This window comes from Dickeya zeae NCPPB 2538, from assembly GCF_000406165.1.
Lineage (GTDB): Bacteria > Pseudomonadota > Gammaproteobacteria > Enterobacterales > Enterobacteriaceae > Dickeya > Dickeya zeae.
The window spans coordinates 69,931-92,967 of the sequence record NZ_CM001977.1 but is presented as its reverse complement, the minus strand read 5'-3'; the positions used below and the strand labels follow the sequence as shown (position 1 = coordinate 92,967).

Genomic DNA, 23,037 nt, shown 5'->3' with positions numbered 1-23,037 from the left:
TTGTCGGGTTAGAACAGACCGAGCGGTTTTTCGGAGTAGCTCACCAGCAAGCATTTGGTCTGCTGGTAGTGTTCCAGCATCATCTTGTGGGTTTCACGCCCGATACCGGACTGTTTATAACCACCGAACGCGGCATGGGCCGGGTAAGCATGGTAACAGTTGGTCCAGACACGGCCTGCCTGAATGCCGCGCCCCATACGGTACGCAATGTTGGTATTGCGGCTCCACACACCCGCCCCCAGACCGTACGGCGTATCGTTGGCAATCGCCAGCGCTTCTTCCGGCGTTTTGAAGGTGGTGACCGCCAGTACCGGCCCAAAGATCTCTTCCTGGAACACGCGCATGCTGTTCTGGCCGAACAGGATAGTCGGCTCCAGATAGTAGCCTTGCGCCAGTTCCCCCGGCAGCACTTTACGGTGCCCACCCGTCAGAACTTCCGCCCCTTCTTTCTTACCGATATCAATGTAGTTGAGGATGGTGTCCAACTGACCGGCGGAGACCTGCGCGCCCATCATGGTCTGGCTATCGAGCGGGTTACCGACCCGAATAGACTCGACGCGTTTGATGGCGCGTTCCATAAACCGCTCGTAGATAGACTCCTGAATCAATGCCCGGCTCGGGCAGGTACAGACTTCGCCCTGGTTGAAGGCAAACAGTGCGAACCCTTCGAGCACTTTGTCAAAGAAACTGTCTTCCTGGTCCATTACGTCGGCAAAGAAAATGTTCGGCGATTTGCCGCCCAGCTCCAGCGTAACCGGGATAACGTTCTGCGCCGCATACCCCATGATCTGCTGGCCCACTTCGGTCGAGCCGGTAAAGGCGACTTTGGCGATGCGTGGCGATGTCGCCAGATATTCACCAATCTGCCCGCCCGCCCCGTTCACCACGTTCAGTACGCCCGGCGGCAGAATATCCTGGATCAATTCCATCAGCAGCAGCACCGACAGCGGGGTCAGTTTGGCCGGTTTCAGCACGATGCAGTTACCGGCAGCCAGCGCTGGTGCCAGCTTCCAGCACGCCATCAGCAGCGGGAAGTTCCAGGGGATAATTTGCCCGACAACGCCCAGCGGTTCATGGAAATGGTAGGCGACAGTGTCATGATCGATTTCACTTATCGACCCTTCCTGCGCGCGGATACAGGCGGCAAAATAACGGAAATGATCGATGCCCAACGGCACATCGGCATTCATGGTTTCGCGGATCGGCTTTCCGTTATCCCAGGTTTCTGCGCTGGCCAACAGTTCCAGATTCGCCTCCATACGATCAGCTATCCGGTTGAGGATTTGCGCACGCTCTCGGGTAGAGAGGGCACCCCACTCCGCGCTGGCTTTGTGAGCGGCATCCAGCGCATGATCAACATCACGGCTGCTGGAGCTGGCGACTTCGCACAGTGGTTGCCCGGTCACCGGCGTCAGGTTGACATAATACTCTCCACCGGAGGGCGGGACCCACGCGCCGCCGATAAAGTTGTCATAACGCTTTTTCAGCGTAAGGGCAGGGCCGTACTCACCAGGTTTCACCCGGCTTGTGTTATCGATGTCCATTCCTTTCTCCTTTGGTAACACGACGTGTCATTGCAGAAGATACGCGGCCTCATGCCGGTGCCCCTGCGCGCGGCAGCCAGACCTCGTCGGCACAAACGTCGGCAAGGATAGACCCTATCTGGCTGATTAGTCCTCACAGAAAGTAATGACTAAATCGTATACAGTGTTGCCGGGTTGTAAAAGCCCTGTAGCAGTAAAAAATACCACTCTTCGACACAGCGCACAGTTTGTTATCCCCGTATCGACGCCATTACTTTTACACTCAATGGGATAGCCGCACAGCGGCAGGATAAAAATTCGCATCGCCGCCGCAGCGGTGAAATAATGTCGGAATAGATTCAACAACAACAGGCACAACACAGTGAACAGTGATGATTCTCAGGACGTTGCAGCGCGTTCTGGCGCCTGCCAGCGTAGCGTCTGGCGTCAGGGTGCGCTGGATTCGCCGCAGCAGGATTGGCTGGCGGAAGAAGTGCCGGTGGCGCTGGTTTACAACGGTATTTCTCACGTCGTGATGATGGCGTCGCCAAAAGACCTGGAGCCGTTTGCGCTCGGCTTTTCTTTGTCGGAAGGCATCATTGAGTCTGCGCAGGATATCTACGGCATGGATGTGGTGCCGGCGTGTAACGGCATCGAAGTACAAATAGAGCTGTCCAGCCGCCGTTTTGCCGGACTAAAAGCACGTCGGCGAGCCATGGACGGGCGTACCGGTTGCGGTGTGTGTGGCGTGGAGCAACTGGCGGAAATCGGCAAGCCGGTAGCGCCGCTGCCATTTACACAGCACTTCTCACTGTCTTGTCTGGAAGGCGCATTACAGGCATTAAAAAACGTGCAACAGGCGGGCGCGCTGACCGGTGCGACCCATGCGGCGGCCTGGCTATCGCCGCAAGGGGAGTTACTGGGTGGTTGTGAAGATGTCGGTCGCCACGTAGCGCTGGATAAACTCTTGGGAACACGAGCACGCCAGCCCTGGCAACAAGGTGCCGCGCTGGTCTCCAGTCGCGCCAGCTATGAAATGGTGCAGAAATCCGCGATGTGCGGCGTAGAAATCCTGTTTGCGGTTTCTGCCGCCACCTCACTGGCCGTCGAGGTCGCCGAACGCTGCAATCTGACGCTGGTTGGCTTCTGTCGCCCTGGCCGCGCCACCATCTATACCCATCCGCAACGGTTGCAGCCATAACGGCTGCACCGGGTATAGCTTAGATCGATTTGTTGTTAGCTAGTCTAATTACGGCATAACCAATTGTAATAATAGGATAAAACCCCACATTAATCTGGCTTTCGCCGCGAATAATCGTTTTCAAGATCATTTAATTAACTATAATGAACTTAATGCTTACGCGGTGCTAACAAACAGAGGTGCCGCACAGACCGGTTACACAAACGCCTTGTGCATGATAACGATTTGTACATGACAAGAATTTGCGCACCACAACAATGGAGATGCTAAACATGAGTTATTCACTGCCATCCCTGCCTTATGCTTATGACGCACTGGAGCCGCACTTCGACGCGCAGACGATGGAAATCCATCACTCCAAACACCACCAGGCTTACGTCAATAACGCTAACGCAGCGCTGGAGTCCCTGCCTGAATTCGCCAGCCTGTCTGCCGAAGAGTTGATCACTAAACTGGATCAACTGCCTGCCGACAAGAAAGGCCCGCTGCGTAATAACGCCGGTGGCCATGCCAACCACAGCCTGTTCTGGAAAGGGCTGAAACTGGGCACCACGCTGGAAGGCGAACTGAAAGCGGCAATTGAGCGTGATTTCGGCAGCATCGACGAGTTCAAAACAAAATTCGAGCAAGCTGCTGCAACCCGTTTCGGTTCAGGCTGGGCGTGGCTGGTACTGAAAGATGACGGCAAGCTGGCTGTGGTTTCTACCGCCAACCAGGACAGCCCGCTGATGGGCGAAGCGATTTCCGGTGCCTCCGGCTACCCGCTCATCGCGCTGGACGTGTGGGAACACGCCTACTACCTGAAATATCAGAACCGTCGCCCGGATTACATCAAAGCCTTCTGGAACGTTGTAAACTGGGACGAAGCGGCTAAGCGTTTCGCTGAAGCGAAAAAGTAATACAGAAAGTAACAATTAATTTCCGAGCAGGAAATTAAACCCGACAAACCCGGAATAACCTTCGTTATACCGGGTTTTTTTTATTGTATTTTTCGAATCGTAAACGGGAAAACGGTGTATACCTTAAATATTCGAGTCGCGGGAAAGCCTAACACACCGGCAACTTGAAGTATGGCGGGTATAAAGTTTTAGTAGGGTACGCCGATAGACTCAGCGTGCTCTCGTCATAGTCGGTATATGGCCGCCAGCATGGCAATTTTATATTCACACGATTACCCAATAGATTTAAAAGCACAGCAAAAAAAGCAACAACCGGGTAGCGCTCCAGATATCGACTGGGGTACGCAATCAGGACCACTAATAACCCTGCACCCCGTGTCGGGAAAAACCAGGTGATGTACGGTAACCAGATAGATAACAGCTATAATACCCGGTGATTAATGGCCTATCCCACCAGGCGTAATGAGCGCAGGCAGCCTGGAGCGGACGGCGTGGAAAAACCAGAACGAGCACACAGTTTGTGAGGATTTTGAGCACTACCCTGGTCCCAAATGGCACGCAAAATAGCCTATTGGGATAGGCTCTAAGCCCTGACTTAATCACCCAGCCTATAAATGATGGAAGAAAACCAATGGCTATAAAATTCGAAAATATCAAAGTAGGCAGGAAGTTAGGATTAGGTTTCTCCTTGATCCTATTACTGACTGTCATTATTGCGGCCGTGAGTGTCCGCTATATTGAAACACTGAAAGGGCGTTTTGAAAAAGTTATCTTCAGCAACCAAATCAATGATGAAGTTACTGAAGCCCGTTATTATCGCGCACTGTATAGTGCCAGCTATAGTCCAGATAGCATTAAAGAAAATAGTAAACACATTGATAATATTGTTAAATTAATTTCTTCTATTCAGGATAAACCCTGGCGTGGCGATTATAATGAGCGTCTGGATAATATCAGCAAGCTGATTGCCCTATATAAAGAGCGTCAGAAAAATTACACTGACGCCGTAGCCAAAAAAGATGCCGTCAGAAAAAGCTGGAACCTGTCCGACTCTGAAAAGCCGCTCAAACAAATAGAACAACAGGTCGCTGGTAACATACCGCTGCAGTTACAACTGACCTCATTGCACCAAAAGCTGGTGAACGTGCGCTATCTGGTGCGTGGTCTGCTGTTATCGTTAAATAGCGATTCGGAAAAACCGCTGATTGCGGCGCTGGACGATGCACAAAAAGGCCTCAGCCAATTTATTCAAGCCCTGACGCCGGAACAGCAGGAAATCATGGCACCGGTTGTCTCTACCCTGTCGACCTATAAAACGCAGATTCTGGCATACCTCCCGGCTTATACGGTGGAGGTAGAACAGGCCAAACAACTGGGTGAAACGGCTAATCAATTACTCGACACAGTCGATAAGATGGTCGCAGAGGAAACCGCTGCTACCCAGAGCGATATCACCAGTGCCGAATGGCAGATTGCCATTACCTCAGTAATTACCCTGATACTCGGCGCGCTGATTGCCTGGTATATCTCGCACCTGATTACCCGTCCATTAAACAGTACCGTAGCTATTGCTGAAAGTATCGCCACTGGCGATCTGACCGTTGCGATTGAAACCACACGCCGCGACGAACTGGGTATGCTGTTTGGCGCGATGGCAAAAATGAAGGCCAACCTGCATAACATGATCGATGATATTCGGATGGGGGTCACTCAGATAACCACCGCCGCCAGCGAAATTGTCACCGGCAATAACGATCTGGCCGCCCGCACCGAATCTCAGGCCGCATCGGTAGAAGAAACCGCTGCCAGCATGGAGCAGCTCACGTCTACCGTGAAACAGAACGCCGCTAACGCCCACCAGGCCAACAAACTGGTGCTGGACGCCACGCACACCGCGCAGGAAGGCGGCAAACTGGTAGCCGATGTGGTGCAAACCATGTCCGATATCGAAGGCAGTTCCAAACGCATCGCGGAAATCACCTCTGTTATCAACGGCATTGCGTTCCAGACCAATATTCTGGCGCTTAACGCCGCGGTAGAGGCAGCCCGTGCGGGTGAGCAGGGTCGTGGTTTCGCCGTGGTCGCCAATGAAGTGCGTAACCTGGCACAGCGTAGTTCGCAGGCAGCCAAAGAGATTGAAGGCTTGATTTCCACCTCGGTCGAGCAGGTATCGAAAGGAGCGCATCTGGTGCACTCGGCGGGTAAAACCATGCAGGAGATCGTGACAGCGGTAACGCATGTACACGATATCATGGGGGAAATCACGGTCGCGTCCGATGAGCAAAGTCGCGGCATCGCGCAGGTGAATCAGGCCATTGTCGAGATGGACAGCACCACTCAGCAAAACGCCGCACTGGTGCAGCAATCATCCGCTGCCGCCAGCTCGCTGGAAGAGCAGGCTATGGTGCTCTCCAACGCCGTATCGGTTTTCCGCCTCTCATCCACACATGAGTTGGCACCCGCGAGTCACGGTTTGCCATTCGCCAGTCACCAACAACAGCTGTCTTATAAGCGTTAATCAGTCATCAAACGACTGCCCCTTTTTACCACAGCAAAACCGGTAAAAAGGGGAAGCGATAAAGCAGCACAAAAAAGGGCAACCCGACTGGGTTGCCCTTTTTTATAACTGGTGGTTATGGCGGATGGTGATGACCGACGTCAACAGCACACGGCAATCAGAAGGCTTTTTTCAGGCTGATGCCCGCGATAAGTTCCGTCAACGATAGCACCAGTGTGGAGCGCACCATCTGCTGGTAACGCTGCTGCTGCATCGCCGCCAGTAATGCATCATCAGGTTCAACACCCGGCGACGGCATCGGCTGGGGTAAGCTGCTCACGCAGTGCAACTCACTAACCGGCCCCAGGATTTCATCATCCGTAAACCGGTACTCATGCTCATCGTGAGTCAATTCCTCACCCAGTGCCATCAACAGTTCGGTGTCTTCATACTCTTTACGGCTAATCATGCCCAGCCCGTAAATCAGCTTTAGCCGTACGGATAATTCACCCAACGGCCCGCTGCCGGATAACAAAGGTTCGACGGCGTACTTTACGGCATAGTCGTCCTTGCGGAATACCTGCAACATCAACAGGCTGACCGCTTCCGCCAATAACTCGACGGCCATCAGCATAAAACTTCTGACCGTTTTCGATGCATTCAGGGATTCCAGTACCCGGTTTTCAAATGCCTGCGTATCGTCCATCGTCGCTTCTCGTACATTAATTCTGCGCACAGTACTGCCCCTGCGCGGTGGAGCGGCTGACTCCACGGGAGCATGGCTTCTCATCGTCAACGCTCCCGTCCTATCCAACGCACTCGATTGAAAAGCAGGGACACAGCCTGACCTGTGCCGAGACGCGCCGATTACTGCATGGCGTTATACACACTCACCGCTTTTCCGACAACCTCGCTATCAGCATCCAGACCAGAAATCTGCGCCAGCGCAACCTGTGGCCCTTGTGTGGCTATCAACGTCGCCAGTTCCTGCGCCTGCGGATCCTGCTCGCTACGGTAATGCATCGCAGCAGCAATCCCCTGGATCAGGTTGTCATGGGGCAAGCCATATTCCAGCGTACCCAGCAACGGCTTGATCAGGCGATCACCAGCGCTGAGTTTACGCAGCGGCTGACGACCGACACGCTCGACTTCATCGTGCAACCACGGGTTTTCAAACCGGGTGAGAATTTTGCGGATATATGCCTGATGTTTCTCGGCATCAAAACCATACCGACGAATCAATACCGCGCCGCTCTCTTCCATCGCCCCTTGCACCACACGGCGGATGGCCGGGTCCAGAATGGCGTCACGAATAGTGCCGTGCCCGGCGCGCTGGCCAAGATAGGCGGTAATCGCGTGGCCGGTATTCAGGGTGAACAGCTTACGCTCAACAAAAGCCATCAGGTTATCGGTCAGTTCCATACCGGTTATCGCTGGCGGCTCACCGTTGAACTGGGTTTTATCCACGATCCATTCACTGAAGGTTTCCACCGTCACCGCCAGCGGGTTGGATTCGCCCGCATCGGCAGGAGGGACAATACGGTCTACCGCCGAATCCACAAAGCCGACGTGCTGTGCCACCCACGCCTGCGTCTCTTGCGGCAGTTGCGCCAGCACATGCTCTTTGAGCTGGCTGGTACCACGCACCATGTTCTCACAGGCGATGATATTCAGCGGCGCGGTATTGCCGTTTTCCTGACGCTTTATCAACCCCTGAGCAATGGTACCGGCAATCTTCGCCAGGATCTGCGGCCCCACCGCCGTTGTCACCAGATCGACCTCAGCAATCAGCGCGACCGCCTGCGCCCCACCGCTGTGTACCGCGCTAACCTGGCTGACCGTTTCCACACGCTGCTGTTCACCGACGATACGCACCGGATAACTACCGTGCTGATTGATGGCATCCAGCAGCGGCTGGTTCACATCCGCAAACGTCAGGCCAACGCCTGCATCCGCCAACAGCTTGCCGATAAAACCACGGCCAATGTTACCGGCCCCAAAATGTAATGCTTTCATCATGCATGACCTTACTACTGAGATTTAACAATCTGTGAAAGACTATCTGTGAAAAACTGTCTGTGAAAGAAAGCGCCGCCCGAAGGCGGCACTTTTTTATCTGTCAGGCAGGGGACTTGCCACCGAGCAGGTCAAGGACATCCTGCACGCTCTGCGTTTGAGCCAGCCGTTCTATCACCGACTCGTCATCCAACGCACTGGTGAGGTTAGTGATAACCTGCACATGTTCGTTATTACGTGCGGCAATACCAATCACCAGACGGGCCACATCGTCTTCATCGTCGCCAAAACGCACCCCTTGCGGGTACTGGCAGAACACCACGCCGGTTTTCAGTACCCGGTCTTTGGCTTCAATCGTCCCGTGCGGTACGGCGATAGACTCACCCAAATACGTCGAGGTCAGTTTCTCACGTTCCAGCATCGCATCGACATACGCAGGCTCAACGTAACCCCCTTTTACCAGTTGTTCACCAGCAAAACGGATAGCCTGTTCTTTATCTGCCGCCTGCAGGTTCAGAAAGACGTTTTTCTCCGTCAGTTGAAACAGTGTCTGCGGGGCCGCCGCCTGCACAGCAGCAGGAGCCGCCTGAGCCGGCTTAACATTGCCCGCCTGCGCTGCCTGTAAACGAGCGACCAGGTCGCTGTACAGATGGCTATCGAGGAAGTTGGTCAGCGAAATATGCTGTGCCTGCGGTGCGTGGCGCATGGCGCGCTCGGTCAGATCACGGTGCGTGATCACCAGATCCACATCATCCGGCAAGTTATTGATAGCGCAGTTGGTCACCGAAATAGCCTGTAAACCTGCATCCTGCACTTTCTTGCGCAGCACCCCGGCACCCATCGCGCTGGAACCCATACCGGCGTCACAGGCGACGATGATTTTACGCACAGTGCTCAGATCGCCGCTCACACCGCCGACAGCCTGACCTTTGGACGCCGATTTCATCTCCTGCATGCGACGGGTCGCCTGCTCCAGTTCTTCATCATCCTTCACTTTGCTGCTTTTCAGCAGGATAGACGACACCACAAAAGAGACCGCAAACGCTGCGGCGATCGCCGTAATATTGGCGAAGTATGCGCCTTTTGGCGTCATCGCCAGCACCGCCAGAATAGAACCCGGTGACGCCGGAGAAACCAGACCGCCGTTCAGCACGCCCAGCGTGAACACACCGGTCATCCCGCCGAGAATCACAGCGAGGATCAAACGCGGGTTCATCAGTACATACGGGAAGTAGATTTCATGGATCCCGCCGAGGAAGTGGATAATAGCCGCGCCCGGTGCAGACTGTTTGGCGTTACCACGTCCAAACAGCATGTAGGCCACCAGCACACCCATACCCGGCCCTGGGTTGGCTTCAATCAGGAAGAAGATAGATTTCCCGGCTTCCGTCGCCTGCTGGATGCCCAGCGGCGAGAAGATACCGTGGTTAATTGCGTTATTCAGGAACAGGATCTTCGCCGGTTCAACGAAAATCGACGCCAGCGGCAACAGATTGTTTTGCACCATCAGGTGCACACCGGCAGCCAGAACGTGCGACAACGCCTCAACCAGCGGACCAATCGCCAGGAAAGACAGAATCGCCAGCAGCATGCCGATGATACCGGCGGAGAAGTTGTTAACCAGCATCTCAAAGCCGCTTTTGATTTTGCCGTCAACGGCAGCGTCAAAGTGTTTGATAGCCCAGCCGCCCAGCGGACCGGCAATCATGGCACCGAGGAACATGGGAATATCGGAACCAACCACCACACCCATGGTGGTAATCGCGCCGACCACGCCGCCACGCTCACCCCCGACCAGACGTCCGCCGGTAAAACCAATCAGCAGCGGCAGCAGGTAGGTGATCATCGGGCCGACCAGTTTGGCCAGCGTCGCGTTAGGGATCCATCCGGTAGGAATAAACAGTGCTGTGATAATCCCCCAGGCAATAAAGGCGCCGATATTCGGCATCACCATATTGCTCAGGAAACGGCCAAAATTCTGCACTTTGACCTTGGTATCTGGTGAGAGCATAGAGATACACCCCTTTGAAACGCGCGGCGGAAAGCGTGCGCGGTAATTATTGATTGTTAGACAGCGTGATGACTTCCGTCGGTATCATGAGGTCGCGTACCGCACTGTGTGCATACTGCTATTGCCGCTTACAGCGCTTCACCATGACGACACCGCGTGACGGTGAAAAATCGCAATAGCGTGGCCCCAAAAAACTCCGTTATCACAGCGGACTCTAGCACGTGGTTTTCAGACCGCAACTCATGACAAAAACGTGATCAAAATCACATACAACACCCGACAATCAGCCACAAATGAGTGACATAATTCACAAAAAAATAATAAAAATGGGGAAATGGTTAGAAAAAAAACAATCTGGCCGCAAAAAATAGTGATTTGCATCACAGTTTTGCATATCGGTTTTGTATGGGAAGTGTGATTTAAATCACAATAAATTTCAGCGTGGGCCGGCCTTTTCGCGAAAACCGGCCCCTATCGCGAACCACCTTAGTGGGGCAGGAAATTCTGAGACTTGAGGGTGGTGAACAGTTTTTGCTGTTGGTTAGCAATGTCCGTCATCAGGCTGTTGTACTGATCCACCTGCTGCTGGGTGTGGAACTGTACGCCGTTGTTACCGAATACCACCTGGTTGCCCTGTGCCTGGAGATATTCCCCTACCTGCACAACGCTCTGCGCAAATGACGTGCTGGCTGGCACCACGGTCACCATCGCGTTGGCGGGCAAAGAAACCGCGCGGTTGTAGACCTTGTCATACACCGACTGCAATTCTTCCGTCTGTTTGAGCGCACGGCGGGCGTTATCCGCCAGTGTTTTGGCGTTCTGCACCTGCGGGCTTAGCATATTCAGGCCACCAAGCGTCTGACGCAGGTTATCGCGTTGCGTCATGTAATCCTGCGGTACACGAATGTGGGATATCACATCCAGCACCGGTGTCAGGCTGCCCGCTAATGCCTGATCCAACTGCTGGTTGAAATCGGTCATCACAGCGTAATCCTGGGTAAAGCGCCCGAAGCTCTGTTTCTGCTGTTCGGTCAACGCTGGCAACTGACGCCCTTCCTGTTGTGAAATTCCCTGCAGGAAAGTGATGAACGCCTGACGAGCATCCTTATCCTTGTCGCCGCAGGCCGACAGTTGCAATGCCACAACCAACATAACCACTGGCAGCAGCCAGCGCGAACGGTAATCCGCCAACATCATTACTACTCCTGTTTATTTTCACTACCGTGACCCGGCGACCTTGTTGGCTCACCAACGAGCCGTCACCCGACAGTCATATCGCCCTAAGCGTAACCGAACCAGCCGCCGCATGGCACATGCCACGCCTGTTTTTTTCACCCAGCCGCCAGTTCAGCCGTTAAGAATCGCTATTCTACGCCGGAACAGCACCATGCCACCTGCAGAATTGTCTGTTCTGTTACCCAGGCACGCTCGCGCAACGGGCAATGTGCCTACGTGATTGCACACAACTGGCTCCTTTCACGCCAACACCGTGCCATCTTGCACATAAACAGTGCAACCCGACAAGGCACACTGACCCTCATCGCTCCGTCCTCCCTTTACAGGCTTGTTATCTGGCCCGATGACATCACCCGTTAATAGCTTGAAAGATAATCAAAACATGGCTATTGCCCTTCGAGGGGGCGCTAATTGCCGCACAAGCTGGCAAGCATTTTGCTTTATATCATCGACAGCAGGAGCGATAGCGGGCAACCGGTGTCGCCAGACAATTTGGAAATGGGTGACTAGGGTTCCGGCTTTACTGCGCAGGTCCGAGAGTTACCGACCGCCCTCTGGCGGTTACACGGCGGGAAAAAAGCCCGGGAGGATACAGCGAGATGCATGCTCGCCGCCCTCCTGCTTTTTCTTTCTTTAATGATTGCGCCCAACGTCAGAGGAAATCCACCATGAAAACGATTCAACGATTACTACTTGTTTGCGCACTGGCACTGTGCAGCCTCGGCGTACAGGCCGCTGACAAACCCGCGTTTAAACTCTGCTGGTCTATTTATGCCGGCTGGATGCCTTGGGATTACGCCCAACAGCACGGCATTATCAAAAAATGGGCCGACAAGTACGGCATTGATATCCAGTTTGTACAGGTCAACGATTATATTGAATCCGTTAACCAATACACCTCTGGTGGTTTTGACGGCTGCGCCATGACCAACATGGACGCGCTGACTATCCCTGCCGCAGGCGGCGTGGACAGCACCGCACTTATCGTCGGCGACTACTCAAACGGCAACGACGGCATTCTGATCAAAGGGACCAACAGTCTGGCGTCGCTCAAAGGCAAACCGATTAATCTGGTGCAACTGTCGGTCTCTCACTACCTGCTGGCCCGAGCGCTGGAAAAGAACGGCATGAGCGAAAAAGACATCAAGGTGGTGAACACCGCCGATGCTGATCTCGTCGCCGCCTTTGGTACGCCTGACGTACAGGCCATCGTCACCTGGAACCCGCTGCTGGCGGAAGCCAAAAAACAGCCGGGTAGCCAGCTGGCGTTTTCTTCCGCGCAAATCCCCGGTGAAATCCTCGATCTGCTGGTGGTCAACACCGCCACCCTGAAAAAACACCCGGAGTTGGGCAAAGCACTGACCGGCGCATGGTATGAAACCCTGCAAACCATGTCAGGCGACAGCGCTACCGCCCGTGAAGCCCGCACCGCCATGGGGCAAGCCTCGGGTACCGATCTGGCCGGGTTTGACGCACAACTGGCCGCTACCCACCTGTTCACCACCCCGAAACAGACGCTGGAGTTCGTTCAGAACCCGCAGTTGAAAACCACCATGCAGTCAGTCGCGGAGTTCTCCTTCCGTCACGGCTTGCTGGGTGACAACGCCCCCAGCGCAGACGTGGTCGGTGTCTCTACCCCGGCTGGCCTGTGGGGCAATACCGGCAACGTCAAACTGCGTTTTAGCGACGAGTTCCTGAAACTAGCCGTCGACAACAAGCTGTAATACAGGAGAACGCCGGATGCGCAAATTGATTAACTACCAGCCGTTACCGCTGACGCGCGGGATGATGGGGTTTCTGCCGCTACTGGCGCTGCTGCTGGTCTACCTGATGGCGTCTGACGCCCGGCTGGCGGTGAACGCCGCTGACAAACTGCTGCCAGGCCTGGGTGCGATGGCGCAAGCCATGCACCGTATGGCGTTTGAACCCAACGAGCGCACCGGCGAATACCTGCTGTGGGTCGACACCGCCGCCAGCCTGCTGCGGCTGTTGACCGGCGTGGGCTTAAGCGCTGTGCTGGCGCTGGTCTTCGGGCTGCTATGCGGCGCGCTCCCGGCGGTGCGCGCCACCCTGTCGCCGCTGATCACCCTGTTTGCGTTGATCCCACCGCTGGCGGTGCTACCGATCCTGTTCATCGTTTTCGGGCTGGGCGAGGTCTCCAAGGTGGTGTTGATTATGGTGGGTATCACGCCATTCATCGTGCGGGATCTGCAACTCTACATCCAGAGCCTGCCGCAGGAACAGTTGGTGAAAGCGCAAACCCTCGGCGGCCACAGCGGCCAAATTCTGTGGCGGGTGATCCTGCCACAGCTGATGCCGCGTTTGCTGGACGCCGTACGCCTGTCGCTCAGCTCCGCCTGGCTGTTTCTGATCGCCGCCGAAGCTATCGCCGCCACCGAAGGGTTGGGCTACCGCATCTTCCTGATGCGCCGCTATCTGGCGATGGACGTCATTCTGCCCTACGTCGCCTGGATAACCGTGCTGGCGTTTTTGCTTGATGTCCTGTTGCGGGCCATCAGCCGTCGCGGCTGGCCCTGGTATTACGCGAAATAAGCCACCGGCCAGAACGCAGGAGAACCTATGTCGTTATTAACGCTAAAAAATCTCAGAAAAGAGTACGACGGTCAGGTGGTGCTGGAACGGCTCAACATCTCCGTTGAAGAGGGCGAGTTCGTTTCTATTGTCGGTGCCTCCGGCTGTGGCAAAACCACGTTTCTCAAGATGCTGCTCGGCACCGAAAGCCCCAGTAGCGGCCAGTTGCTACTCGATGGCGAGCCGATGCCACAAGAGCCAGATGAACATCGCGGCGTGGTCTTCCAGCGCTACTCGGTGTTCCCTCATCTGCGGGTGGTGGAAAACGTGATGATTGGCGCGGAGTTTGCCGAAGCGCGTTGGCTCGGCCGGGTATGGGGCAAGCGCCGCCAGGCGCTTCGTGATCAGGCGATGGCAATGCTGCGTCAGGTCGGGCTGGAGCAATCCGCCCAGAAATATCCGCATCAGTTATCCGGTGGCATGCAACAACGGCTGGCGCTGGCGCAAGCGTTGATTAAGCGCCCACGCATTTTGCTGCTGGATGAACCGTTCGGTGCGCTTGACCCCGGCATCCGTGCCGAAATGCACCAATTGATCAGCCAGTTATGGCAGGAACACCGCCTGACCATTTTCATGATCACCCATGACCTTAAAGAGGGATTTTCACTCGGGTCACGCCTATGGGTGTTCGACAAGCTCCGTCAGGACCCACAAGCACCAGACGCCTTTGGCGCCAGCATCACCTATGACCTGCCATTGGAGCGCGCACCAGCCGGTGTGCGGGCTTCGGTGGGAGAACTGATTGACAGGCAGCGGCACGTCGCCTGACCAGGAGGAACACACTATGCACAATACCCCACACACCATGAATGAGCATTATCTCACCGAGTTGCCCGCCGGGTCGCACTGGTCGCTGCTGATGCGGCGCGGTACTGCGCTGCGTCTGACCGACATCGAAGGCGGAGCCAACGTCGGTATGCTGTTCTACAACCCGGAAAATACGCTGGAGCGCTACAACGCACCGGATACGCTCAAATGCCAGCACACGTTTCGCCTGACAACCGGGCACTGCCTGTATTCGGATATGGGGCGCATTTTCTGCGGTATCGAAGCCGACGGCTTCGGCTGGCATGACACCGTATGCGGCACCGCCAATGCCCAGCAGGTGGCGCGTCAGTTTGGCGAGCTGAACTACCAGCAAGCCCGCAATGAACGTCACCAAAACGGCTACGACAGCTTTCTGGTGGAACTGGCCAAATACGGTCTCGGCAAGCGCGACATGGCGGCGTGCGTCAACTTTTTCGCTCACGTTGGTAGCGATGACAACGGAAACCTGCGGCTTGAGCAACAGGGTAAAGCCGGTGCCAGTGTCACGCTGCGCTTCGCCATGGACACACTGGTCATTCTGCACACCTGCCCGCACCCGCTTAGCACCGCTACCGATTATCCGCGTCATCCGGTGCGTCTGACGCTGGATTATCAGCGCGCACCGCTACCGGCTATCTGTCTGGAGCGCCCGGAAAACCAGCGCGGGCTTCGCAACAACACACTTTATTATCTGGCTGAACAGCCACAAGGAGTCTGAACATGATAAAGACCAGTCAACGCGACCCCGCCACGGCGGTTTACCGCGCCACCGTTCAGGCTGGCGACTACTGGTTACACCGCCTCGAAGCCGGTCAGACGCTGCGTATTACCGACCTCGAAGGCAATCAGGCCGCCGATACCCTGTTCTACAATGCTGACGATACCGCTGAACGCTACAGCATGAGCGACACCCTGCGCGGCCAGGGTAATGTCTTCCTCACCACTGGCAGCGTACTGCGTTCCAATGAAGACCGCCCGATGCTGGAAATCGTGGCGGATACCTGCGGCCGTCATGACACGCTCGGTGGCGCGTGTGCCACCGAGAGCAACACGGTGCGCTATGATCTGGAAAAACGCCACATGCATGCCTGCCGCGACAGCTGGATGCTGGCGGTAGCACAACACCCGGAGTATCACCTGACCAAACGCGACATCACCCACAACATCAATTTCTTTATGAACGTACCGGTCACGCCGGACGGCGGGCTGACCTTTGCCGACGGTATCTCCGCACCGGGGAAATACGTGGAAATGGTGGCCAAAATGAACGTACTGGTGCTGATCTCCAATTGTCCGCAGTTGAATAACCCCTGCAACGGCTACAACCCCACACCGATCGATATCGCTATCTGGTAAACGGAGCGAAACGGCACACATCGGGAACAGTGACGCGCGGGACGACCCGCAACACGCGTCCAGAATAGCGCAGGACGACCTGCCCGTAAGAGACTCGGTCATGTTTGAGCGTGTATTGATTGCCAACCGTGGCGCTATTGCGGTGCGTATCATCCGCACCCTGAAAAAAATGGGCGTAAAAGCCATCGCGGTTTACGCCGAAGCGGACCGCCATTCGCAGCACGTACGTCAGGCCGATGAAGCCTGGTCGCTGGGCGACGGCCCGGTGCGCGATACCTACCTGAATCAGGACAAATTACTGCATATCGCCGCCCAATGTGGCGCGCAGGCGATCCACCCCGGCTACGGTTTTCTGAGTGAAAACGCCGGTTTTGTGACCCGCTGCGAACAAGCAGGCCTGGTGTTCCTCGGCCCAACCGTAGCACAGATGACCGCGTTCGGCCTCAAGCATCAGGCCCGGGCGCTGGCACAACAGAACGACGTCCCTCTGCTGCCCGGCAGCGGCTTGCTCACCTCGCTGGACAGCGCCTGCGAACAGGCACAGCGCATCGGTTATCCGGTGATGTTAAAGAGCACCGCGGGAGGCGGCGGCATCGGCATGCAGCGCTGCAACGACCACGACCAACTGGTTGATGCGTTTACCCGCGTCAAACGACTGGCGGGTAACAACTTCGCCGACGACGGCGTATTTCTGGAAAAATTTATCGCCCAGGCCCGCCACATCGAAGTGCAGGTCTTCGGCGATGGCCAGGGCAACGTGATAGCCCTTGGCGAGCGCGATTGCTCCGCCCAACGCCGCAACCAGAAAGTGATTGAAGAAACCCCGGCACCCCACCTGAGTGACAGCGTGCGCGCTGAACTGCAGGCTACCGCCATTCGGCTGTGTCAGGCGGTCAATTACCGCAGTGCAGGCACGGTTGAGTATGTGTATGACGAGAGCAGCAAGCAGTTCTGGTTTCTGGAGGTCAACACTCGCCTGCAAGTCGAGCACGGCGTCACCGAACTGGTGTACGGCGTCGACATCGTGCAGTGGATGGTGGAACTGGGCGCGGGTTGCCTGCCGCCGCTTGATACGCTCATCACCACGCCTCGCGGTCACGCCATTCAGGTGCGGTTATACGCCGAAGACCCGGCCAAACAGTTCCAGCCCTGTGCGGGCTTGCTTAGTCACGTTGATTTTCCAGACGCCTTGCCCGGGCTTACCCTGCGCATCGACCACTGGCTGGACAGCGGCAGCGAGGTATCACCGTTCTATGACCCGATGCTGGCAAAAATCATCGTACACGGCGACAGCCGGGACGCCGCCCTCGACGGCATGGCGCAAGCGCTGGCGTCTACATCGCTGTACGGCATCGAAACCAACCTCGACTGGCTTCGTCACCTGCTGACTCTGCCGACGGTCAGACGCGGAGAAATCATCACCGCAACACTGGGCGACGTCGTCTGGCAGCCCGCGACGCTGGATGTGCTCAGCGGCGGCACGCTGACGACCGTGCAGGATGCGCCCGGCCGCATCGGCTATTGGCACGTCGGTGTACCGCCTTCCGGCCCCTTCGATACCCACTCATTCCGGCTCGGCAATCAGTTGCTGGGCAACGCGGCCGATACCGCCGGGCTGGAGATCACCCTACGTGGGCCAACCCTGCGTTTCAATCATGACTGCGCGTTCGTGGTGACCGGCGCTGTCATCGACATCCGGTTAGATAACACCACCCTCGACGGCGGACGCGTTCATCACGCCCGCGCCGGACAAACGCTCACGCTCGGCGATATTCAGGGTGCCGGGTGCCGCAGCTATCTGTTGCTGGCCGGCGGCCTGGCCTGTCCGACCTATCTGGGTAGCCGCAGCACCTTCACGCTCGGCAAGTTCGGCGGCTATGCCGGACGGGCCTTGCGCGCAGGCGACGTACTGCATCTGGCCGCCCCGGCGTTACCCACGTCAGACGCCGTATTACCCGCGCCTGACTGGAATACCCACTGGTCGCTGCGGGTGATTTATGGCCCACACGGCGCACCAGACTATTTTACCGCGCAAGACATCGACACCTTTTTCGCCGCTGACTGGCAGGTGCATTACAACTCCAGCCGCACCGGTATCCGGCTGATTGGCCCCAAACCCCAGTGGGCGCGAACCGACGGCGGCGAAGCCGGTATGCACCCGTCCAATATCCACGACAACGCCTACGCCTTCGGCACCGTCGACTTTACCGGCGATATGCCGGTGATTCTGGGGCCGGATGGGCCGTCACTGGGCGGCTTCGTCTGCCCGGCTACGGTGATCCACGCTGACTTGTGGAAACTGGGCCAGCTCAAAGCAGGCGACAGCATCCGTTTTATTCCGGTCACGCTGGAACAGGCGGACGAGCTGGCGTGCGCCGCGGAATGCGCCATCTCTGCCGGTCGCCCTGCCGCCGAGCCTGCTCTCACGCCATGTTGCCCGTCACCGGTGCTGTACCACCACACGGCGCAGGACGAGCGACCTTCGGTAACCTGCCTCGCCGCAGGCGATCGTTTCCTGTTGCTGGAATACGGCGAGCACCGGCTGGATATCGCGTTGCGTTTTCGCGTACACGCGTTGATGCAGTGGCTGGAACAGCACCCGCTGCCGGGTGTGCAGGAACTGACACCGGGCATTCGTTCGCTGCAAATCCATTTCGACAGCCTGCTCTGCCCGCGCAGCACGCTGCTCTCACACCTGCAACAGGCGGACGACGCCCTCGGCGACCTGCGGCACGCCGCCGTGCCCTCCCGCACCGTCTGGCTGCCGCTCAGTTGGGATGACGACGCCTGCCGCGAAGCCATCACCCGCTATACCCAATCGGTCAGACCCGGTGCGCCCTGGTGCCCCAGCAACATCGAATTCATTCGCCGTATCAACGGGCTCGAGTCGGTGGATCAGGTCAAAGAGATCGTCTTCAACGCCCATTATCTGGTGATGGGGCTGGGTGATGTCTACCTCGGTGCCCCCGTCGCCACCCCACTCGACCCACGCCATCGGCTGGTCACCACCAAGTACAACCCAGCCCGCACCTGGACGGCGGAAAACTCGGTCGGCATCGGCGGCGCGTATCTGTGTGTATACGGTATGGAAGGCCCCGGCGGCTATCAGTTCGTGGGCCGTACGTTACAGATGTGGAATCGCGATCGGCAAACCGATGTCTTTCGTCAGCCATGGTTACTGCGCTTTTTCGATCAGATTCGCTTTTATCCGGTCAGCGCGCAGGAGCTGCTGGCTATCCGCGAACGCTTCCCGTGGGGAGATTATCCGTTGCGTATCGAAGAGGGCGAATTTCGCCTCGCCGACTACCAGCACATGCTGGCTGAACAGCAACCCGCTATCGATGCCTTCCAGCAACAGCGCCAGCAGGCCTTCGACGAAGAGCTGGCACGCTGGCGCGCCGACGGCCAGTTCACCTTCGATAGCAGCCTGCAAGAGACGGTCAGCGACGATGAAGTGATCCCGGCGAACGGTTACGGTGTGGAAAGTCAGGTGGCAGGGAGTGTGTGGCAATGGCTTGCCGCCCCCGGCGATAACGTCAGCGCCGGGCAAATCGTCGGTATTCTGGAGTCGATGAAAATGGAAATCCCGATTACCGCACCGGTCGACGGTATTATTCATACGTTGCACCGTCAGGCAGGGCATCAGGTGCAGGCCGGGCAGTTACTGATGGTGATCGAACCGGCAGAGCATTAACCGGTAATACATTGATCAGTAATACATTGACCGGTCAAACATTAATCGGTAGAGCATTCAGCAGTAAAACCGATCCACTAAGACATGAATACAATAACCCCGCACGTTGCTAGCGTGCGGGGTTATTTCATATCACTGCATCAAGCGGACGCCACTTACTACTTACTCCTTGGTCGCACCCGCCATCAATCCGTTCATGAAATAGCGTTGTAGCGCCAGGAAAATCGCCAGCATCGGCAATACCGCCATCGCCGACATCGCCAACAGCCGCGGCCAGTTGATATCAAACTGACCGACGTTACTGGCCAGCGCCAGTTGTACCGTCCATTGGCTCTGGTCGCTGATGACCAGAAACGGCCACAGAAAATCATTCCAACGCCAGACGAAGGTAAAGGCCGCCAGTGTGGCGATTGCCGGTAACGACAGCGGCACCACGATACGCCACAGAATTCGCCACTCTCCGGTGCCTTCCAGACGCGCCGCTTCCAGCAGGCTGTCAGGAATGTTGCGGATATACTGCCGCATCAGGAACACCCCGGTAGGCGTCGCCGCCGGCGCGATAATCACCCCCCACAGCGTATTGAGCAGATGCAGGTCACGCAGCAGCAGGAAAATCGGAATCAGGATAATCTGCAGCGGGATCATCAGCGCACACATGATGACCATGAAAACCAGCGTATCCCCCCGAAACCGGAATTTCGCCAGCGCATAGCCCGCCATGACGCTGATCGTGACCGACAGCAGCGATGACAGGACGGAAACGAAAAAGGAGTTGCCGAGCGTATGAACAAAGTTGGTGTTGACGAACACATCGACAAAATTCTCCAGCGTCGCGTTTTCCGGCCACAGCGATGGCGGCCAGGCGAAAATCTCATCGACCGACTTCAGCGCGTTGGAAAAAATCCAGATTGGCGGCAACAGGAAAAACAGCAGCATGAAACCAATGATTATCCAGCGCGTCAGCAGAGATGACCCCTTCATTTGAAACTCCTCGACAGACGAAGTTGGATGACCGACAGCGCGAACAAAATCACGAACAGCACCACCGATTGTGCCGCTGCAACCCCTGCTGTCGCCGGTTGCATGAAGGCGTTCTCATAAATGGTCTGAATCAGATAGACGGTGGCACGTCCCGGCCCACCGCCCGTCAGCGAAATCACCAGTTCGTAGACCTTGAAGGCTTCTATCGATGACAGCACCACTACCACCACTACGCTGGGTTGCAGCAGTGGCAGGGTAATGCGCCAGAAGGTACGCCAGCGGCTGGTTCCATCCATACGGGAGGCCTCATACAAATCCTCCGGAATAGCCGTTAAACCTGCCAGCAGGATCATCATATTGAAGCCCGCACTGGCCCACACCCACACAATCACCACCGCAATCTGCGCCATGGTTTCCTGCTGTAGCCAGGGAACCGGGCTGATATCCACTAGGCTCAGTACATAGTTGATTAATCCAGAGTTATAACCAAACAGCCATTTCCACATGATGCCGATGGTCAGCAGGCTTATCATCGACGGGAAAAAGACGATGGTTCGCGCCAGTCCGAATCCCCGCACCTGGGGCGCTAACAACAGCGCCATACACAGAGCGATGACCAGATTAAGCGGCACGGCAAATACCACAAACACCACCGTGCGCAGCAGCACGTGCTGAAATTCGGGGTCAGTAAATACCTGGATAAAGTTATCGATCCCGACGAATTTAGGCTGCGTGCTGGCGACCTGAGGCAACACCACCACGCCACGTTGAAATACCGACATCCAAAACCCTTGCAGTAATGGATAGAAGGTGAACAACAGCAACAACCCAAACGACGGCAATATCAACAAATAAGGCCAGTACTTCCTGAGACGACGAGTAAACACTCCCGAACCTTGTGACATGACTGCCAGACTGGCCGACTCCGGATTCATCACTTTCATTGAGAGGCCCCTAATCCATCCTGGGCGGCCTTCATGATTTTCTCGATGGCCTGCTCCGGCGTTATCTGATGAGTCACCGCCTGCATAACCGCGTCTTTCATTGGTGCCCAGACGAACTGCATCGCTTCATTGGCCTGATCCGCCGCCGCATAAGCCGGGCTTTCCACCAGTTCATGCTGCATCAGCGCCATCGCCTGGCTGATTTTCGGATCCTCATATTTCACCGGCTCATCGGACAAGGTGGCCGGGATCATACCGATCGGAACGGAAAGGCGTTTCAGGACATCCGGCGAAGTCAGCCATTTGATCACACTGGTAGACTCATCGAGGTGTTTACTGGTGTTGAACGCCACCACGTATTCACCGCCGTACACGCTGGATTTCACCGTACCCCGTGGGGTATAGCCAGCACGCCAGTCGAATTTGGCGCGTTGCGCCAGCGAGCTTAACTGCCAGCTACCGGTCATCCAGGCCACGGCCTGCCCACCGATAAACAGCTCTTTCGGGTTATCCGAACTGGAGCCTGACCACTGCCCACGCGGCATGTAGTCATCGGCGATTTTCACGAAATCCGCCAACGTTTTGGCCGCTTTCTGTTTATCCATCACCACTTTATACGGCGGCTCGGTGGAAAAAACATGGTTGCCATAATGGTATTCGTGGATGATCCAACGGCTGGCGGAAACGTCCCACACCAGCGGATAGCGGACATGGGCTTTCTGTGCGACCTCTTTAATCTTCGGCAGGAACTCTTCCCACGTCCAACCGGTCTGTACATCCGGCAGGGGTACGCCCGCTTTCTTGAAGGCATCGGCATTCAGCAACAGCCCGGTGGAGGTCACATACAGCGGAGCCGCTATCGCTTTATCGCCGAGTCTGGCACCGTCCGCCCATCCTTTGATGTACTGATTCAGGTAGTCTTTGCCAAAATATTGATTGAAATCGACCAGATAGGGGCGAATGACTGCCTCCATCGACGACGTTTTGGAGATGTCCGGCATACCGGAGCCCGATGCAGCGTATTGGCGGAATTTCTGGATCACATTATCATAAGGAACCAGTTGCAGATTAAAGGTGGTCTGCGGATGCTGCTGCGTATATTCATTCAGTAGCTGCTTGAGTACGGTGGATTCATTTTTATCCGTCTCGTACCACATGATCGTCAACTCGGCCGCCTGCAATGATGAACATGCAAGCGTCATAGCACCAGCCAGTACTGCGATAACAGTCTTTTTCTTCATGATGTGTTTCCTGATCAATGTTATTGCATCACACAGTCA

General features: G+C 56.1%; 17 protein-coding genes and 1 riboswitch. Of the genes, 9 read left to right on the top strand and 8 right to left on the bottom strand.

The window, feature by feature from the left end:
- Positions 1-8: 8 nt before the first annotated feature.
- On the bottom strand, positions 9-1,544 hold the full coding sequence (gene exaC / locus DZE2538_RS00435) for an acetaldehyde dehydrogenase ExaC (protein ID WP_019844175.1): 1,536 nt from the start codon (positions 1,542-1,544) through the stop codon (positions 9-11).
- Between the two features lie 361 nt (positions 1,545-1,905).
- Here exaC and fdhD point away from each other — a divergent pair, with 361 nt between their 5' ends.
- From fdhD to DZE2538_RS00420, 3 genes are all read left to right on the top strand, one after another.
- Entirely contained in the window at positions 1,906-2,724 is an 819-nt protein-coding gene (gene fdhD, locus DZE2538_RS00430) for a formate dehydrogenase accessory sulfurtransferase FdhD (protein WP_023638589.1), read from the top strand.
- Between the two features lie 272 nt (positions 2,725-2,996).
- Positions 2,997-3,623, top strand: coding sequence for a superoxide dismutase [Mn] (gene sodA / locus DZE2538_RS00425; protein ID WP_019844177.1), 627 nt, complete (start codon positions 2,997-2,999; stop codon positions 3,621-3,623).
- Positions 3,624-4,254: 631 nt separating this feature from the next.
- A complete protein-coding gene (locus DZE2538_RS00420; RefSeq protein ID WP_012882815.1) occupies positions 4,255-6,141 on the top strand; it encodes a methyl-accepting chemotaxis protein in 1,887 nt (628 codons plus the stop codon).
- Between the two features lie 157 nt (positions 6,142-6,298).
- On the opposite strand, the gene DZE2538_RS00415 is transcribed toward DZE2538_RS00420, so the two are convergent.
- The 4 genes from DZE2538_RS00415 to DZE2538_RS00400 form a co-directional block, all read right to left on the bottom strand.
- On the bottom strand, positions 6,299-6,910 hold the full coding sequence (locus DZE2538_RS00415; protein WP_012882814.1) for an MltR family transcriptional regulator: 612 nt from the start codon (positions 6,908-6,910) through the stop codon (positions 6,299-6,301).
- Positions 6,911-6,987: 77 nt separating this feature from the next.
- Complete coding sequence (locus tag DZE2538_RS00410) at positions 6,988-8,136, bottom strand: mannitol-1-phosphate 5-dehydrogenase (protein ID WP_038915306.1); 1,149 nt, start codon at positions 8,134-8,136, stop codon at positions 6,988-6,990.
- Positions 8,137-8,239: 103 nt separating this feature from the next.
- Positions 8,240-10,147, bottom strand: a complete 1,908-nt coding sequence (locus tag DZE2538_RS00405; protein WP_019844179.1) for a PTS mannitol transporter subunit IICBA — start codon at positions 10,145-10,147, stop codon at positions 8,240-8,242.
- Between the two features lie 486 nt (positions 10,148-10,633).
- On the bottom strand, positions 10,634-11,344 hold the full coding sequence (locus DZE2538_RS00400; RefSeq protein WP_028085539.1) for a DUF3053 domain-containing protein: 711 nt from the start codon (positions 11,342-11,344) through the stop codon (positions 10,634-10,636).
- A gap of 534 nt (positions 11,345-11,878) precedes the next feature.
- Positions 11,879-11,973, top strand: a riboswitch (guanidine-I (ykkC/yxkD leader).
- Positions 11,974-12,051: 78 nt separating this feature from the next.
- Between DZE2538_RS00400 and DZE2538_RS00395 the strand changes: the two genes are divergently transcribed.
- From DZE2538_RS00395 to uca, 6 genes are all read left to right on the top strand, one after another.
- Complete coding sequence (locus DZE2538_RS00395) at positions 12,052-13,107, top strand: putative urea ABC transporter substrate-binding protein (protein ID WP_038912799.1); 1,056 nt, start codon at positions 12,052-12,054, stop codon at positions 13,105-13,107.
- A 16-nt stretch (positions 13,108-13,123) separates the two neighbouring features.
- Positions 13,124-13,936 (top strand): ABC transporter permease, encoded by an 813-nt coding sequence (locus DZE2538_RS00390; protein ID WP_019844182.1) that lies wholly within the window; start codon positions 13,124-13,126, stop codon positions 13,934-13,936.
- 27 nt (positions 13,937-13,963) lie between these two features.
- The gene (locus DZE2538_RS00385; RefSeq protein ID WP_019844183.1) at positions 13,964-14,743 is read left to right on the top strand and encodes an ABC transporter ATP-binding protein; all 780 of its coding nucleotides are present in this window, start codon (positions 13,964-13,966) and stop codon (positions 14,741-14,743) included.
- 16 nt (positions 14,744-14,759) lie between these two features.
- Positions 14,760-15,500: an urea amidolyase associated protein UAAP1 gene (locus DZE2538_RS00380; protein WP_080638379.1), complete on the top strand. Its 741-nt coding sequence runs from the start codon at positions 14,760-14,762 to the stop codon at positions 15,498-15,500.
- Positions 15,501-15,502: 2 nt separating this feature from the next.
- Positions 15,503-16,138, top strand: a complete 636-nt coding sequence (locus tag DZE2538_RS00375; protein WP_038912797.1) for an urea amidolyase associated protein UAAP2 — start codon at positions 15,503-15,505, stop codon at positions 16,136-16,138.
- A gap of 100 nt (positions 16,139-16,238) precedes the next feature.
- Positions 16,239-19,832, top strand: coding sequence for an urea carboxylase (gene uca, locus DZE2538_RS00370; RefSeq protein WP_038915305.1), 3,594 nt, complete (start codon positions 16,239-16,241; stop codon positions 19,830-19,832).
- A gap of 162 nt (positions 19,833-19,994) precedes the next feature.
- Here the strand turns inward: uca and DZE2538_RS00365 are convergent, their stop codons facing one another.
- From DZE2538_RS00365 to DZE2538_RS00355, 3 genes are read right to left on the bottom strand one after another with little or no spacing between them, the layout of a single operon-like run.
- Positions 19,995-20,813 carry a carbohydrate ABC transporter permease gene (locus DZE2538_RS00365; protein ID WP_012882804.1) on the bottom strand — a complete coding sequence of 273 codons (819 nt, stop codon included), beginning with the start codon at positions 20,811-20,813 and terminating at the stop codon, positions 19,995-19,997.
- Complete coding sequence (locus DZE2538_RS00360; protein ID WP_023638584.1) at positions 20,810-21,757, bottom strand: carbohydrate ABC transporter permease; 948 nt, start codon at positions 21,755-21,757, stop codon at positions 20,810-20,812. Before DZE2538_RS00360 ends, DZE2538_RS00365 begins: the two co-directional genes overlap by 4 nt.
- The gene (locus DZE2538_RS00355; protein WP_038915304.1) at positions 21,754-22,998 is read right to left on the bottom strand and encodes an ABC transporter substrate-binding protein; all 1,245 of its coding nucleotides are present in this window, start codon (positions 22,996-22,998) and stop codon (positions 21,754-21,756) included. Before DZE2538_RS00355 ends, DZE2538_RS00360 begins: the two co-directional genes overlap by 4 nt.
- Positions 22,999-23,037 lie beyond the last annotated feature (39 nt).

Coding starts and splice junctions, on each gene's coding strand:
- DZE2538_RS00360 (WP_023638584.1), bottom strand. CDS start 21,757: ATGAAAGTGATGAATCCGGAGTCGGCCAGTCTGGCAGTCATGTCACAA.
- uca (WP_038915305.1), top strand. CDS start 16,239: ATGTTTGAGCGTGTATTGATTGCCAACCGTGGCGCTATTGCGGTGCGT.
- DZE2538_RS00380 (WP_080638379.1), top strand. CDS start 14,760: ATGCACAATACCCCACACACCATGAATGAGCATTATCTCACCGAGTTG.
- DZE2538_RS00385 (WP_019844183.1), top strand. CDS start 13,964: ATGTCGTTATTAACGCTAAAAAATCTCAGAAAAGAGTACGACGGTCAG.
- DZE2538_RS00375 (WP_038912797.1), top strand. CDS start 15,503: ATGATAAAGACCAGTCAACGCGACCCCGCCACGGCGGTTTACCGCGCC.
- DZE2538_RS00410 (WP_038915306.1), bottom strand. CDS start 8,136: ATGAAAGCATTACATTTTGGGGCCGGTAACATTGGCCGTGGTTTTATC.
- DZE2538_RS00415 (WP_012882814.1), bottom strand. CDS start 6,910: ATGAGAAGCCATGCTCCCGTGGAGTCAGCCGCTCCACCGCGCAGGGGC.
- DZE2538_RS00395 (WP_038912799.1), top strand. CDS start 12,052: ATGAAAACGATTCAACGATTACTACTTGTTTGCGCACTGGCACTGTGC.
- DZE2538_RS00390 (WP_019844182.1), top strand. CDS start 13,124: ATGCGCAAATTGATTAACTACCAGCCGTTACCGCTGACGCGCGGGATG.
- sodA (WP_019844177.1), top strand. CDS start 2,997: ATGAGTTATTCACTGCCATCCCTGCCTTATGCTTATGACGCACTGGAG.
- DZE2538_RS00355 (WP_038915304.1), bottom strand. CDS start 22,998: ATGAAGAAAAAGACTGTTATCGCAGTACTGGCTGGTGCTATGACGCTT.
- DZE2538_RS00365 (WP_012882804.1), bottom strand. CDS start 20,813: ATGAAGGGGTCATCTCTGCTGACGCGCTGGATAATCATTGGTTTCATG.
- DZE2538_RS00420 (WP_012882815.1), top strand. CDS start 4,255: ATGGCTATAAAATTCGAAAATATCAAAGTAGGCAGGAAGTTAGGATTA.
- DZE2538_RS00405 (WP_019844179.1), bottom strand. CDS start 10,147: ATGCTCTCACCAGATACCAAGGTCAAAGTGCAGAATTTTGGCCGTTTC.
- exaC (WP_019844175.1), bottom strand. CDS start 1,544: ATGGACATCGATAACACAAGCCGGGTGAAACCTGGTGAGTACGGCCCT.
- DZE2538_RS00400 (WP_028085539.1), bottom strand. CDS start 11,344: ATGATGTTGGCGGATTACCGTTCGCGCTGGCTGCTGCCAGTGGTTATG.